This window comes from Rhodococcus sp. WWJCD1, assembly GCF_002258735.1.
Taxonomy (GTDB): Bacteria; Actinomycetota; Actinomycetes; order Mycobacteriales; family Mycobacteriaceae; genus Rhodococcoides.
On record NZ_NOXY01000028.1, the window covers coordinates 351,848 to 367,168 of the forward strand.

A 15,321-nucleotide genomic window follows, 5' to 3' on the forward strand; every position below is an offset into this window, starting at 1 on the left:
CGAGAGGCCGGAGTGGAGCCTGATCGTGCTCAGGACACCATGCGCACTGCGTAGGGAGTCATGCCGCTGTATCGCACGTCGGACACCTTGACCACCGAACCCGACTGTGGGGCTTCGAGCATCTTGCCGTCGCCGAGGTAGAGCGCAACATGCTGGCTGGCGTTCGGGCCGTAGAAGATCATGTCGCCGCGCTTCATGTCCGAGGACGGCACTTGCTTGCCTGCGGTGTACTGATACCCGGTGTAGTGGGGCAACGAGATGCCGAGGCCGGCAAAGGCGTAGATCATCAGGCCGGAGCAGTCGAACCCGACCTTGTTGTAATCGCCGTAGCTGTCCGCGACGCCGCCGTCCCTGATGCCCTTGGTCGGACCGTTCTCGTCGCCGCCGCCCCAGGAATACGGCACTCCCAGTTGGCTCATTCCGCGGTCGATCGCCAGCTCGACGGCCGCGCTTCCGGTCACCGACGGCGTGGTGGACGTCTTCGGTTTGGTCGGTGTCTTCGGCTTGGTAGGCGTGGTGGTGGTCGAGCTGTCCGTGTCGGTCGTCGCGCTCGAATCGTCGTCCACGTCCACGTGCGAGCGCTGGCCCTCTGCGATGGCCGCTGCGCGCTGCTGCGCCGCGAGGTTGGCCGACACGCGGGCAGCTGCCTGCACAGCAGCTTCCTTCGCTGCGGCGGTGGCGGCCGCGATGGCCGCATCCTCGGCTGCCTTCTGGGCTTCCCAGTCGCCGTAGGCCGCGCGCTGACCCTGCAGGCCAGCGACATTGCTGCGCGCCGAATCGAGCTCGGTCTGGGCAGCGTCACGCTGAGACTCGATCGCTGCTTTCTGATCGGCCTCGGCCTGCAGAGCAGCTTGTGCCTCGGCGATGGCCTGCTCGGCCTCGGCTTTCTTGGCCTCGGCTTCCGACGCCGCTGCATCTGCCTGCTGCTTCGAGTCCCGCGCCGCGGAGTCGCGATTCGCCTGTTCGGTCCGGGCCCGCTGGAGCCCGTCGAGCACCGCATTCTGGCTGTTGGACAGCACCTTGAGTACTTGGGCGCGATCCAAGACGTCGTCCGGTCCGCTCGAACCCAGGAAGGAGGCCATCGACGCAACACCGGAGCCCTGGGTGTAGCTGGACTTCGCGAATTCGTCGAATTTGCGTTGGGCTGCCTGAATTTGGGTGCCGGCATCGGCAAGTGCCTGTTGTGCTGCACCGACGACCGCGGCAGCGACGTCCGCTGCGTCGCGCGCATTCTGCAGATCCACGAGGGCCTTGTTGACGCCCTCCCGCTTCGAGGCAACCTCGTCGTCGAGTCGAGCGAGTTGCTGGTTGGCCGACGCGATCGCATCGATGAGCTGACCGACCTGGCCCAGGCGCGAATCGACAGCACTTCCGGCGGCAGCGAGGTCGCTGTCGGATGGGTTCGGCGGTGGCGGCGGCACGGCGGCGGCAACTCCGGGAAGGGTTGCCATCAACGCAATGACGAGGCCGGTGCCTACCAGCATGAATCGGGTACGGACGAGCGCTTTACGGCGGGTGGCGCGGACTGGACGTCGGCTCACGAATATCTCCCTCGGGTCCGGCATTCAGTCAGGTCCGAGTCGAACCGTCGTGCCGCCGACGCGCTTGCCGTTCCCACCCCGATCGCAGGTGACGGTGAGCGCTATCGCCGGGCGGGAAAGAAGCACGCAGCGACACGACAGGTGCGAACCACGTCAGTCACACCCGAAGCAGTGGCCTCCCGAGTTCCCCACGGACGACACTCTGCCTTCTGCGACACTCCTTCCCCAGCAGTGCCAATGGCACCGTACGACACTTTGCACCCTAAAGAAACTCCAGTCCCAAATGACACATTTGTAATTCCACCAGGCACAACGCCGTGAACTCGGGGTTTGCCGGAAACAATTTTTCCGACTTTTTCCTGCGGCACGGTCACGCGATCACGGCCGGATCCAGGGTGTGGGGTGTCAGTCACCCGAACGACGCGTCGACGCGTCGTGTCAATTCTCGCCGGAGTCGCGATTCGCGCTCTCGGGTGCTGTCGCCCGAGCCCGGAATCTGCGGGCCTTGACAACTGCAGTCAGAGTGGCGACGGCAGCTACGACGACGACGAGTCCACCGGTGAGCAGACCCCACGGCGTCTGATCCTCGACGAGTGTGTCCACGAAATTGTCGGCCGCGACGATGTGGTTACCGGTGTAGGTGCGATCTTGACCGGCTTCGAGGGTGACCCGGCTGATCGAGTCGCTGAACGTGCCCACCTGCCCGGGGCTCAGGACCAGCACGGTGCCACCCTCGCGTGCACCGACAGCGGTGGCGAGGTCGCGCAGCTGCGAGTCGTGACGCGGTTCGTTCGGCACGATCACGATGCTCAGATCGATACCGTGGTCTTCTGCGCGAGCCACAGCTGCGGACAACGCTGATTCCTCGTCGGCGGGCGCACTCACGCCGGTCTCGCGGACCGTGGCGACGATGCTGTCGACGTCCAGACCTGCCGGAATATCGGTGGCAAGTGGGGAAACGGCGTGAATCGGTTCAGGCATCTCTCGTCCAGTCGGTAGGAACCAGTCGCGTGAAACCCTACGTCACAGTGCTCTCGATACCCGGGAGGCGTGCAACTCCGAGGCAGCAACTGAGGCCGCCCTTCATTGCGTCGCTCGAAACAGTACGTGAGGATTGTGACGCGGGTCGTTCTGTCGGCATCCGCCGAGAAACGGACCCGCACGTTTTCACAGGACAAGCGTACTGTTAGACTTCCATCGAGACGCTGCCCGAGCGTCCGCAGGCAATTCGTACGCTGGATGCCATGCCGAGACACACGGACAACGCCTCGCTTCAACCGTCGACACAGCCCCGTCGGCGGTGTGCCTCATAGACGAGTGGAGCTGAAGTGACCGCAAGTAATGATTCATTCGGTGCAAAGGGCACCCTCGAAGTCGGAGAGAACTCGTACGAGATCTTCCGACTGTCGGCTTTGCCCGGTGCCGAGAAATTGCCCTATGCACTGAAGGTCCTCGCGGAGAATCTCCTTCGCACCGAGGACGGTGCCAACATCACCGCCGACCACATTCGTTCGATTGCCTCGTGGGATCCGTCCGCGGAGCCGAGCTTCGAAATCCAGTTCACCCCTGCACGCGTCATCATGCAGGACTTCACCGGCGTTCCGTGCATCGTCGACCTCGCCACGATGCGTGAAGCCGTCACCACCCTGGGCGGCGACCCCAACAAGGTCAACCCCCTCTCCCCCGCCGACATGGTCATCGACCACTCGGTCATCCTCGATGTCTTCGGCCGAGCAGATGCTCTCGAGCGCAACGTCGACCTCGAGTACGAGCGCAACGGTGAGCGCTACCAGTTCCTGCGTTGGGGACAGGGCGCTTTCGACGACTTCAAGGTCGTCCCCCCGGGCATGGGCATCGTGCACCAGGTGAACATCGAGTACCTCGCGCCGACGATCATGACCCGCAAGGGCCAGGCCTACCCCGACACCTGCGTCGGCACCGACTCGCACACCACGATGGTCAACGGCCTCGGTGTGCTGGGCTGGGGCGTCGGCGGCATCGAAGCCGAGGCGGCCATGCTCGGCCAGCCCGTCTCGATGCTCATCCCCCGCGTCGTCGGCTTCAAGCTCTCCGGTGAGATCCAGCCCGGCGTCACCGCGACCGACGTGGTGCTGACCGCAACCGAGATGCTGCGCAAGCACGGCGTCGTCGGTAAGTTCGTCGAGTTCTACGGTGAGGGCGTGGCCGAGGTTCCGCTCGCGAACCGCGCCACCCTGGGCAACATGAGCCCGGAGTTCGGTTCCACCGCAGCGATCTTCCCGATCGACGAGGAAACCATCAACTACCTGCGCCTCACCGGCCGCAGCGACGAGCAGCTCGCGCTCGTCGAGGCGTACGCCAAGGAACAGGGCATGTGGCACGACCCGAAGAACGAGGCCGTGTACTCCGAGTACATCGAGCTCGACCTCAACACGGTCGTTCCGTCCATTGCGGGACCGAAGCGACCGCAGGACCGAATCCTGTTGTCCGAGTCCAAGGTTGCGTTCCGCAAGGACATCCACAACTACGTCGAGGAGAACCACCCGAAGCACGAGGGTGACAGCAAGCTCGACGAGGCCCTCGACGAATCGTTCCCGGCAAGCGACTCCGCTTCGCTGAGCTTCGCCGAAGAGGATTCCGTCGACGTTCGTTCTGCCGCATACGGTTCCGAAGGTCGTCCGAGCAAGCCGATCCGGGTCACCACCGACGAGGCAGGCGAGTTCGTCCTCGATCACGGTGCCGTCGTGGTCGCAGGCATCACCTCCTGCACCAACACCTCGAACCCCTCGGTCATGCTCGGCGCAGCACTGCTCGCCCGCAACGCCGTGGAGAAGGGCTTGTCCACCAAGCCGTGGGTCAAGACCAACATGGCCCCCGGCTCGCAGGTCGTCACCGACTACTACGAGAAGGCCGGCCTCTGGCCCTACCTCGAGAAGCTCGGCTACTACCTCGGTGGTTACGGCTGCACCACGTGCATCGGTAACACCGGCCCGTTGCTCGAGCCGATCTCGAAGGCGATCAACGACAACGATCTCTCGGTCACCGCTGTGCTGTCGGGCAACCGAAACTTCGAAGGTCGCATCTCCCCCGACGTCAAGATGAACTACCTGGCTTCGCCGCCGCTGGTCATCGCCTACGGCCTCGCGGGCACGATGGACTTCGACTTCGAGACCGACGCACTCGGCGAGGACCACGAGGGCAACCCCGTGTACCTCAAGGACATCTGGCCGTCCTCGCAGGAGATCGAAGACACCATCAAGTCGTCGATCAGCCGGGACATGTTCAGCAAGTCCTACGAGACCATCTTCGCCGGCGACAGCCGCTGGCAGAACCTGTCCACCCCCGAGGGCGACACGTTCGAGTGGGATCCCAAGTCGACGTACGTGCGCAAGCCTCCGTACTTCGACGGCATGACGATGGACCCGGCTCCGGTCGAGGACATCAAGGGTGCACGCGTGCTGGCCCTGCTCGGCGATTCGGTCACCACCGACCACATCAGCCCGGCAGGTCCCATCAAGGCGGGCACGCCGGCCGCGCAGTACCTTGATTCCCACGGGGTCGAGCGCAAGGACTACAACTCGCTCGGATCGCGCCGCGGTAACCACGAGGTCATGATTCGCGGAACCTTCGCGAACATCCGTCTGAAGAACCAGCTGCTCGACGACGTCTCGGGTGGCTACACCCGCGACTTCACCCTCGACGGTGGACCGCAGTCGTTCATCTACGACGCGTCGCAGAACTACCAGAAGGCCGGCATTCCGCTGGTCGTACTGGGCGGCAAGGAGTACGGATCGGGAAGCTCCCGTGACTGGGCGGCCAAGGGCACCTCGCTCCTCGGGGTCAAGGCCGTCATCACCGAGTCGTTCGAGCGCATCCACCGCTCCAACCTCATCGGCATGGGCGTCGTTCCCCTGCAGTTCCCGGCCGGTGAGAGCGCATCGTCGCTCAAGCTCGACGGAACCGAGACGTTCGACATCGTCGGCGTCGAAAAGCTGAACGAGGGCACCACCCCGAAGACGATGGCAGTGACCGCGACCAAGGAAGACGGAACCAAGGTCGAGTTCGACGCCGTGGTCCGTATCGATACCCCCGGTGAAGCGGACTACTACCGCAACGGCGGAATCCTGCAGTACGTCCTGCGCAACATGATCAGAGGCTAGTCACACGGCACTGAAGACACACGCCACGCACAGCGATGGGCCCGGAACTCGATACGTGTTTCGGGCCCATCGCCGTATCGGTACGGGCCCCTTCATCGAAAGTAGGAGTTTCACACGTGCCCAAGGTCAGCGAAGACCACCTGGCCGCTCGCCGCAGCGAAATACTCGACGGTGCGCGTAAGTGCTTCGGAGAGTTCGGCTACGAGGGCGCGACGGTGCGACGCCTCGAGGAGGCGACGGGCCTCTCGCGCGGAGCCATCTTCCACCACTTCAAGGACAAGGACGGTCTCTTCCTCGCGTTGGCGCAGGAGGATGCTCGTCGCATGGCAGAGGTCGCGGCGACGCAGGGTCTGGTTCAGGTGATGCGAGACATGCTGGCCCAGCCCGAGCAGTTCGAGTGGCTCGGAACGCGGCTCGAGATCACCCGACGGCTTCGAACCGACGCCGACTTCCGAACCAGCTGGGCCGAACGGTCGGCAGAGCTCACCGACGCGACCCTGGGCCGACTGGAACGGCAGAAGACGGCAGGAAAACTGCGCGATGACGTGCCCAACGACGTCCTGGCCGATTACCTGGACCTCGTGCTGGACGGTCTGGTCGCCCGAATCGCGTCAGGGCAGGGCGGGTCCAATCTTTCGGCCATTCTGGATCTGGTCGAAGAATCGGTCCGCAGGCAGGACTGAGCGGGATGTCCCGGGCGAGCCGGCCTGCGGGTCAGGCCAGCTGGATCAGTTCCAGGTATTCCTGCGACCAGTGATCCTCGGTGCCGTCGGGAAGGAGGATCACTCGTTCGGGTGAGAGTGCCTCGGCGGCACCCGGATCGTGAGTCACCAGCACCACTGCACCCTTGTAGCTGCGTAGCGCGTCGAGGACCTGCTCGCGCGAGATCGGATCGAGGTTGTTGGTCGGCTCGTCGAGCAGCAGCACGTTCGCGGCCGAGGACACCAGGCCGGCGAGCGCCAGACGGGTCTTCTCACCGCCCGAGAGTGTTCCTGCCGGCTGCTCGAGCTGGGGCCCGGTGAACATGAAGGCACCGAGAAGCGATCTGAGCTCCTGCTCGCCGGTGTCGGGTGCCGCATGCCGGATGTTCTCCCACACCGACGCGTGATCGTCGAGGGTGTCGTGCTCCTGGGCGAAGTAGCCCACACGCATGCCGTGGCCCGGCTCGATCTCGCCGGTGTCGGCTTTCTCGGTGCCCGCGAGGATCCGCAGCAGCGTCGTCTTGCCCGCACCGTTGAGCCCGAGCACGACAACTCGACTTCCTCGGTCGATGGCCAGGTCGACGCCGGCAAAGATCTCCAGCGACCCGTACATCTTGGTGAGGTTCTTGGCCATCAACGGTGTCTTGCCGCACGGAGCCGGCTCGGGAAAGCGAATGTGCGCAACCTTGTCGGATACGCGCTCCGCATCGAGGTTGGCCATCAGCTTGTCTGCGCGCTTCGCCATGTTCTGTGCCGCAACGGCTTTCGTCGCCTTGGCCCCCATCTTGGCGGCCTGGACGCGTAGTGCGCCCGCCTTCTTCTCGGCGTTGGCGCGCTCGCGACGACGCCGTTGCTCGTCCGTGGCCCGAGCGTCGAGGTACTTCTTCCAGTTCATGTTGTAGATGTCGGCCTCACCGCGCACGGCATCGAGGAACCACACCCGATTCACCACATCACCGAGCAGTTCGACATCGTGGCTGATGACGATGAGCCCGCCCTCGTGGTTCTGCAGGAATCCCCGCAGCCACGTGATGGAGTCCGCGTCGAGGTGGTTGGTCGGCTCGTCGAGCAGCAACGTGGTGTTCGAGCGCCCGCCACTGCCATCGGACGCGGCGAACAGAATGCGAGCCAGTTCGACGCGTCGGCGCTGACCACCGGACAGGGTCCGCAATGGTTGACCGAGGATGCGGTCGGCCAAGCCGAGGCTGTTGCAGATGCGAGCTGCTTCGCTCTCGGCTTCGTAACCACCGAGCGAAGCGAATCGCTCTTCGAGCTCGCCGTACTTGCGGACGGCCTTGTCGAGCAACGCCTCGTCGGCCACCTCGGCCATCAGCGCCTGCTGCTTCTCCATACTGTGCAGCAGAGTGTCCAGGCCCCGGGCCGAGAGCACTCGATCCTTGGCCAGCACATCGAGGTCGCCTTCTTTGGGATCCTGCGGAAGGTAACCGAGCTCTCCGGTGCGCACGACCTCGCCTGCATACGGCTCACCCTCGCCTGCCAGGATGCGCAGAGTGGTGGTCTTGCCTGCACCGTTACGGCCCACCAACCCGATGCGGTCGCCTGCCTGTACACGGAGCGCGGGCCCCTCGGTGGACAGAAGGGTCCGCACACCGGCACGAACTTCCAGGTCGGTGGCGGTGATCACGCGTGAGCTCCTAGCGATTGCCGAACAAGATCGTTGCCCGTCGACCGACGAGCGAACACAGGTGCGCCGAACGACGGCACAGCAAACTCCCATTTTAGCTCAGCATTCACGTGCCCTCACCCAGGAACGACGGTGACACCGGTAACGTCTGGTCGATGACCGACGCCTCCGAAACAGTCACCCAACGCAGCGCACCGATTCCCGACCTCACCGGGCGTACCGCACTCGTCACCGGCGGCAGCCGGGGCATCGGCAAGGCAATCGCCGCAGAGCTGCTCGCTCGCGGCGCGAATGTCGCCATCACCGCACGTAAGCGCGAACCTCTCGTGGCGGCAGCAGCAGAACTGGGTGACTCCGTGCTTGCACTGGACGGCAATGCAGGCGATCCGGACCATCGACGCGACGCCGTGGCGCAGACCGTGGAGACCTTCGGTTCGCTGGACATCCTGGTGAACAACACCGGTATCAATCCCGTCTACGGCTCGCTGATGGATGCCGATCTGACCGGCGTGAGCAAGATCTTCGATACGAACGTCGTCGGCACCCTCGGCTTCGTCCAGCAGGCATTTCACGCCTGGATGGGACAGCACGGCGGCGCGATCGTCAACATTGCCAGCGTGGCAGGCATTCGCTCCACCGGCGTGATCGCGGCTTACGGTGCGTCCAAAGCCGCCCTGATTCGGCTCACCGAGGAGCTTGCCTGGCAACTGGGTCCCAAGATCCGAGTGAATGCCGTGGCACCGGGCGTCGTGAAGACCAAATTCGCCGAGGCCCTCGTCGCCAACGGCGAAGACGCGGCGGCCGCCGGCTACCCGATGAAGCGTCTCGGAAACCCGGAGGACGTGGCGGCGCTTGTCGCCTTCCTGGTGTCGGATGCGTCGTCCTGGATTACCGGCGAAACCGTGCGGGTGGACGGTGGTCTGCTCGCCACCGGCGGAATGTGAACGATTTCTCGGCCGACGTCGCGGTGGTGGGTCTGGGTCCCGCAGGAAGGGCAGTCGCTCACCGCTGTTCCGCGGCGGGCCTGGACGTGCTGGCCCTCGATCCACACCCGTCGCGTACGTGGACGCCGACGTACTCGGCCTGGGCGGACGAACTGCCATCGTGGCTACCCGAGACCGCAGTCGCCTCGACCGCGCTCGAGCCCGCGGTGTGGACCGACCGCCATCGGATCATCGATCGCACGTACTGCGTGCTGGATACATCGGCGCTGCAGAGCGTTCTGGCTCTCGATCGAGTGCAGGTGCTCGCTGGAACGGCCGTCGACGTCACCGGTTCCCGCGTGACCACGTCCGACGGGACGATCATCGACGCTGGTCACGTCGTCGATGCCCGAGGGACGTTCGATTCGCGTGACCTCGCGCAGCAGACCGCATACGGCATCGTCGTCGAACGGGAGCGCGCCGAACCGATCCTCGAGGGCACCGACGCCTGGTTCATGGATTGGCGCACCGACAACGGCGCGTCGCCCGGCGAAGCTCCCAGCTTTCTGTATGCCGTGGCGCTCGATGACGATCGTGTCCTGCTCGAGGAGACCTGTCTCGTCGGTCGACCTGCGCTCGGCTTGGATGTTCTCCGTACGCGATTGCACCACCGGCTGTCTCAGCGCAATCTCGAACCCACTGGGCACGAGGCCGTCGAGCGAGTCCGCTTCTCGGTCGAACCGCCGCCGCGTTCGCGAGTACACACCGGACGAGGAGGTCCTGTGCTCTTCGGATCCCGGTCCAACCTGATGCACCCTGCCACTGGGTACAGCGTCGCGGCATCGCTGGCGTCCGCGGACCACTTGGTAGAGAGGTTCCGCGACGGCGGTCATCCGCGACGAAGCCGTGCGGTGCACATCTGGACGGTCCAGAAGCTGCGCAATCTCGGCCTCCGCACCGCGCTCGGTCTGGAACCGGAGATGGTGCCCCAGTTCTTCTCCAGTTTCTTCTCGCTCCCGGTCGAACTCCAGCGTTCTTATCTCTCCGGACACGACGACGCAATCGGCACGATGACCGCAATGCTGAAGATGTTCCCCACGCTTCCGGCCTCGGCCAGGGTCGCAATCGCGCGCACGATAGCTCGACCGCTGCACAGAGCCTGACTTTCCTGCCAACGGTCGACACGCGGGTGCTCGGTCGGCGATCATGGACAGATGCGCAGCATATGGAAGGGCTCGATCGCCTTCGGACTGGTCAATGTTCCGGTGAAGGTCTACTCGGCCACCGAGCAGCACGATATTCGGTTCCATCAGGTGCACGCGAAGGACGGCGGTCGGATCAAGTACGACCGCATCTGTCAGGAATGCGGAAAGTCGGTACAGTTCGCCGACATCGACAAGGCCTACGACTCCCCCGACGGCGAACGTGTGATTCTCACCGACGACGACTTCGACAAACTTCCGGCGGCCGAGAAGCACGAGATTCCGGTTCTCGAATTCGTACCGACCGAGCAGATCGATCCGATTCTCTACGACAAGAGCTACTTCCTCGAGCCGGACTCCGCGTCACCGAAGGCGTACGTTCTGCTGCGAGAGACGCTGGAAGAAACCGAACGCACTGCGCTCGTTCATTTCACGCTGCGGCAGAAGACCCGATTGGCCGCGCTGCGGGTGCGTGACGACGTGTTGGTGATTCAGACGCTGCTGTGGCCGGATGAAGTCAGAGCAGCCGAGTTCCCGTCACTCGAGGATGCACCGTCGGCGCGTCCGCAAGAGGTGAAGATGGCCACGTCACTGGTGGAGAGCATGTCCTCGGAGTTCGACCCCACCGAGTACACCGACGACTACCAGATCGAGCTGCGCAAGCTGATCGACGAGACCCTCGCCAACGGGGGCGAGAAGGTCGTCCACACCGAGGCTGAGAAAGACGACGACGGTGAGGACGCCGAGGTCGTCGATCTGGTTGCAGCGCTACAGCGCAGTGTCGAGGCGGCCGGAAAGAATGCGAAGTCGGGATCGTCGTCGACCTCGACTCCCGCCAAGAAGGCACCCGCAAAGAAAGCGGCAGCGAAGAAGGCCCCGGCCAAGAAAACTGCAGCGAAGAAGTCTGCACCCGCCAAAGCCGCGGAGTCGAAAACCGACGAAGCGAAAGGTGCCTGACCGAGCGGAACCGTCGTCGGGTCAGACGGTGAAGCCGAGTGCCCTGAGCTGCTCGCGGCCGTCGTCGGTGATCTTGTCCGGACCCCACGGCGGCATCCACACCCAGTTGATCTTCAAGTCCGCGGCCAGTCCGCTGCGCACGAGAGCGCCGCGGGCCTGATCCTCGATGACATCGGTCAGCGGGCACGCCGCCGAGGTCAACGTCATGTCGACCGTGACGATGTCGTCGGCGTCGATCTTGATGTCGTACACCAGACCCAGATCGACGACATTGATTCCGAGCTCGGGATCGACGACGTCACGCATGGCCTCTTCGAGGTCTTCGAGCACCTTGATCTCGTCGGCGGTCAATGCCACCGGCGTGGCTTCGGCCGGCGTCGTCTCTGTTGCATCGGTCATGATTGTTGTCCTCCGGAAAGTGCCGACTGGGCGGTCTCGCCCGTCGTAGCTGTCGAATCTGCGTCCACTACTTGAACAACCGCATCCTTGAAAGCCATCCAACCCAGCAACGCGCACTTCACGCGAGCCGGATACTTGGCCACACCGGCGAACGCAATGCCATCGCCGATGACGTCCTCGTCACCCTCGACGGTACCTCTGCTGCCGACCATGTCGCTGAACGCGTCGACCGTCTTCAGCGCATCGATCACACTCAGACCGACGACCTGATCGGTGAGAACCGACGTCGCTGCCTGACTGATCGAGCATCCCTGGCCGTCGTACGAGACGTCCGCAACGGTGCCGTTGTCCACGTGAACCCGCAGAGTGACCTCGTCGCCACACGTGGGGTTGACGTGGTGTACCTCTGCACCGAACGGCTCGCGCAGTCCGCGACCGTGCGGGTGCTTGTAGTGATCGAGGATCACTTCCTGATACATCTGTTCCATCCGCATCTAGAGTTCCCCTCCCCCGCCCTGGTCGGTGGTTCCGAAGAACGATTGCGCGCGGCGGATCGCCTGTGCAAGAACCTGTACTTCCTCGACCGTGTTGTACAAAGCGAACGAGGCGCGCGCTGTCGCGGCCACACCGAACCGTCGATGCAGCGGCCACGCGCAGTGATGCCCGACGCGAATGGCGACACCCTCGTCGTCCAGGATCTGTCCGAGGTCGTGGGCGTGGATACCGTCGACGACGAACGACACCGCAGAACCACGGTCGACATTCTCTGTCGGGCCGATCACGCGCACCCCGTGGATCTTCGCGAACTCGGCGAGAGTTGCTGCGACCAAAGCCTTCTCGTGCGCGGCGATGACGTCGATACCGATGTTCTCCAGATACCGCACAGCTGCGCCCAGTCCGACGACCTGCGAGGTCATCGGCACCCCGGCCTCGAATCGTTGCGGAGGCGCGGCGAACGTCGTCTTCTCCATGGTGACGGTCTCGATCATCGAGCCGCCGGTGATGAAGGGAGGCATCGCCTCCAGGAGTGCAGCCTTGCCGTACAACACACCGACTCCCGAGGGACCGAGCATCTTGTGACCCGAGAACGCGGCGTAGTCGACGTCGAGATGGTGGAAATCGACCTTCATGTGCGGCACCGACTGGCACGCGTCGAGAACGACGAGCGCGCCCACAGCCCGGGCCCGACGAACCAACTCTTCGACGGGAGCAACGGCACCGGTCACGTTGGACTGATGCGTGAACGCGAGAACCTTGACGGCCGAGGACAACTCGAGCGAATCGAGGTCGATGCGACCGTCGTCGGTCACGCCGTACCACCGCAGGGTTGCGCCGGTGCGGGCTGCAAGCTCTTGCCACGGAACGAGATTGGCGTGATGTTCGAGTTCGGTGACGACGATCTCGTCCCCGGGTCCGAGATGGCGATCGAAGCGTTGATCGGCCAGGACGTACGTCACGAGGTTGAGCGACTCGGTCGCGTTCTTGGTGAAGACGATCTCGTCGACGTCTGCACCGACGAACGTGGCGATGGCCGCCCTGGCTCCCTCGTACGCGTCGGTGGCTTCCTCGGCCAGCTGATGCGCCCCGCGGTGCACAGCGGCATTGCACGTGGTGAGGAACTCGCGTTCGGCGTCGAGTACCTGCACCGGCCGCTGCGAGGTGGCACCGGAATCCAGGTACACCAACGGCTTTCCGTCACGGACGGTGCGCGAAAGGATGGGGAAATCGCGGCGAACGGCAGCGACATCGAACGATGCCGCCACCGCTACAGCTGCCGGCGCAGCCACGCTCATGCTCCGGTGGTCGCGGCCTGGGTGTAGCCAGCGTATCCGTTGGCTTCGAGCTCGTCTGCCAGCTCGGCACCGCCGGACTTCACGATCTCACCGTTGACGAAGACGTGCACGAAATCGGGCTTGATGTAGCGCAGGATGCGGGTGTAGTGCGTGATCAGCAGCACTCCGCCGTCCTCGCGTTCCTTGTACTTGTTGACGCCCTCGGACACCACGCGCAGCGCGTCGACGTCGAGACCGGAATCGGTCTCGTCCAGGATCGCAATCTTGGGCTTGAGCAGTCCCAGCTGCAGGATCTCGTGACGCTTCTTCTCGCCACCGGAGAAACCTTCGTTGACGTTGCGCTCGAGGAAGTTGGCCTCGATCTCCAGTTCGCTCATGGCGGTCTTGGCTTCCTTGACCCAGTGCCGCAACTTGGGAGCTTCGCCGCGTACTGCGGTGGCGGCGGTGCGCAGGAAGTTCGACATCGAGACTCCCGGCACCTCCACCGGGTACTGCATAGCCAGGAACAGGCCGGCGCGGGCGCGCTCGTCGACGCTCATCTCCAGGACGTCTTCACCGTCGAGGGTGATCGTGCCGGAGGTGACGGTGTATTTCGGATGGCCTGCAATGGCGTACGACAAGGTGGACTTGCCGGAACCGTTGGGCCCCATGATCGCGTGCGTCTCGCCGGACTTCACGGTCAGATCGACACCCTTGAGGATGTTGATCGGCTCGGCGGACGAGTCGGTGTTGGCGACGCTGACGTGCAGGTCGCGGATTTCGAGTGTGGACATCAAAGTTCCTTTGTGCAGTCGAGAGGAGTTCGGGTGGACCTACGCGCCGGCGACGGCGAGTTCGGTCTCGATGGCGGCGTCGAGACGCTCGCGTACGGCGGGGACCGGAATCTTGTCGATGATCTCGTGGAAGAAACCGCGGACGACGAGTCGACGAGCGACCTCCTCCGAGATGCCGCGAGCACGCAGGTAGAACAGCTGCTCGTCGTCGAAGCGACCGGTCGCACTCGCGTGCCCGGCTCCGACGATCTCGCCGGTTTCGATTTCCAGGTTCGGCACCGAGTCGGCGCGAGCGCCGTCGGTGAGCACCAGGTTTCGGTTCAGCTCGTACGTCTCGGTGCCCTCGGCCTCGGCACGAATCAGAACATCGCCGATCCAGACGGTGTGCGCGTCGACGGTGCCGGGTCCGGTTTCGCCCTGCAGCGCGCCCTTGTACATGACATTGGACTTGCAGTGCGGTGCCGAGTGGTCGACGAGCAGTCGCTGCTCGAGGTGCTGGCCTGCGTCGGCGAAGTACACACCGAGCAGGTTCGCGTCGCCGCCGGGCGCGCTGTACCGCACTGTCGGGCTGATGCGGACCAGATCGCCGCCGAGACTGACGTTGTAGTGCCGCAACACGGAATCGCGACCGAGCAGCGCGTGATGCGCAGCCACGTGTACGGCGTCGGACTGCCAATCCTGGATCAGCACGACGTGCAGTTGCGAGCTGTCGCCCAGAACGAACTCGATGTTCTCGGCGTACGTTCCGCTCCCGCGCTGATCGATCACGACGGTCGCACGAGCGAACGTGCCCAGCGCAATCTGCACGTGCCCGTACGCAACGTGTTCCGCGCCGGGGCCGTCGATGGTGATCTCGATGGGATCGGCCACCTCCACCTCGTTCGGCACGGTGACGACCGTGGCCTCGGAGAAGGCCGAGAATGCCTGAGCTGCAATGCGATCGGCCGGTACTCCGGCCTTGCCGAGGCGCTCGTCATCGCGTCCGACGGTTTCCACGACCACCGAGTCCGGTGCCCCGACGGTGACCTGAGCGGCCCCGTCGGCGACGGCGGAACCGTCGTGCAGTCCGCGAAGACGACGCAGCGGCGTGAAGCGCCACAGCTCGTCACGGCCCGACGGCACCTCGAACGCGTTCACGTCGTACGACGTGAACTGAGCGCCCTTGTTCGCGACGAGCTTCGACTTGTCTTCCTTGGCGGAATCGGGGTTCTCGGATGCCACGGCACCCATGACTCCGGTGAGGGGGTT

General features: G+C 64.3%; 13 protein-coding genes. 5 read left to right on the plus strand and 8 right to left on the minus strand.

Translation table 11 applies throughout. The annotated features are described in order from the left end of the window. Nucleotides 1-29 precede the first annotated feature (29 nt). Both CH286_RS22125 and CH286_RS22130 read right to left on the minus strand, forming a co-directional pair. Complete coding sequence (locus tag CH286_RS22125) at nucleotides 30-1,484, minus strand: NlpC/P60 family protein (RefSeq protein ID WP_094610384.1); 1,455 nt, start codon at nucleotides 1,482-1,484, stop codon at nucleotides 30-32. Between the two features lie 495 nt (nucleotides 1,485-1,979). Continuing rightward, a complete protein-coding gene (locus tag CH286_RS22130) occupies nucleotides 1,980-2,522 on the minus strand; it encodes an Rv1476 family membrane protein (RefSeq protein ID WP_032403388.1) in 543 nt (180 codons plus the stop codon). A gap of 347 nt (nucleotides 2,523-2,869) precedes the next feature. Here CH286_RS22130 and CH286_RS22135 point away from each other — a divergent pair, with 347 nt between their 5' ends. Further along, complete coding sequence (locus CH286_RS22135) at nucleotides 2,870-5,680, plus strand: aconitate hydratase (RefSeq protein ID WP_032403387.1); 2,811 nt, start codon at nucleotides 2,870-2,872, stop codon at nucleotides 5,678-5,680. Nucleotides 5,681-5,796: 116 nt separating this feature from the next. Then, on the plus strand, nucleotides 5,797-6,363 hold the full coding sequence (locus tag CH286_RS22140; RefSeq protein WP_032377845.1) for a TetR/AcrR family transcriptional regulator: 567 nt from the start codon (nucleotides 5,797-5,799) through the stop codon (nucleotides 6,361-6,363). Between the two features lie 31 nt (nucleotides 6,364-6,394). Here CH286_RS22140 and CH286_RS22145 read toward each other — a convergent pair whose 3' ends face one another. Further along, nucleotides 6,395-8,026 (minus strand): ABC-F family ATP-binding cassette domain-containing protein, encoded by a 1,632-nt coding sequence (locus CH286_RS22145; protein WP_032377844.1) that lies wholly within the window; start codon nucleotides 8,024-8,026, stop codon nucleotides 6,395-6,397. 155 nt (nucleotides 8,027-8,181) lie between these two features. Between CH286_RS22145 and CH286_RS22150 the strand changes: the two genes are divergently transcribed. From CH286_RS22150 to ku, 3 genes are read left to right on the plus strand one after another with little or no spacing between them, the layout of a single operon-like run. Continuing rightward, nucleotides 8,182-8,970, plus strand: coding sequence for an SDR family oxidoreductase (locus CH286_RS22150; protein ID WP_032377843.1), 789 nt, complete (start codon nucleotides 8,182-8,184; stop codon nucleotides 8,968-8,970). Further along, nucleotides 8,967-10,112, plus strand: a complete 1,146-nt coding sequence (locus tag CH286_RS22155) for a lycopene cyclase family protein (RefSeq protein WP_094610385.1) — start codon at nucleotides 8,967-8,969, stop codon at nucleotides 10,110-10,112. Before CH286_RS22150 ends, CH286_RS22155 begins: the two co-directional genes overlap by 4 nt. Nucleotides 10,113-10,163: 51 nt before the next feature. Beyond that, nucleotides 10,164-11,108 carry a non-homologous end joining protein Ku gene (gene ku, locus CH286_RS22160; RefSeq protein ID WP_032377841.1) on the plus strand — a complete coding sequence of 315 codons (945 nt, stop codon included), beginning with the start codon at nucleotides 10,164-10,166 and terminating at the stop codon, nucleotides 11,106-11,108. 21 nt (nucleotides 11,109-11,129) lie between these two features. On the opposite strand, the gene CH286_RS22165 is transcribed toward ku, so the two are convergent. Genes CH286_RS22165 through sufD form a run of 5 tightly spaced genes read right to left on the minus strand, consistent with a single transcriptional unit; the run spans nucleotide 11,130 to nucleotide 15,303 of the window. Next, a complete protein-coding gene (locus CH286_RS22165; protein WP_032403382.1) occupies nucleotides 11,130-11,507 on the minus strand; it encodes a metal-sulfur cluster assembly factor in 378 nt (125 codons plus the stop codon). Continuing rightward, nucleotides 11,504-12,001, minus strand: a complete 498-nt coding sequence (gene sufU, locus CH286_RS22170) for a Fe-S cluster assembly sulfur transfer protein SufU (RefSeq protein ID WP_094610386.1) — start codon at nucleotides 11,999-12,001, stop codon at nucleotides 11,504-11,506. Before sufU ends, CH286_RS22165 begins: the two co-directional genes overlap by 4 nt. After that, entirely contained in the window at nucleotides 12,002-13,294 is a 1,293-nt protein-coding gene (locus tag CH286_RS22175; protein ID WP_255182740.1) for a cysteine desulfurase, read from the minus strand. A gap of 2 nt (nucleotides 13,295-13,296) precedes the next feature. Continuing rightward, nucleotides 13,297-14,073 carry a Fe-S cluster assembly ATPase SufC gene (gene sufC, locus CH286_RS22180; protein ID WP_032403380.1) on the minus strand — a complete coding sequence of 259 codons (777 nt, stop codon included), beginning with the start codon at nucleotides 14,071-14,073 and terminating at the stop codon, nucleotides 13,297-13,299. A 39-nt stretch (nucleotides 14,074-14,112) separates the two neighbouring features. After that, complete coding sequence (gene sufD / locus CH286_RS22185) at nucleotides 14,113-15,303, minus strand: Fe-S cluster assembly protein SufD (RefSeq protein ID WP_094610433.1); 1,191 nt, start codon at nucleotides 15,301-15,303, stop codon at nucleotides 14,113-14,115. Between the last annotated feature and the right edge of the window lie 18 nt (nucleotides 15,304-15,321).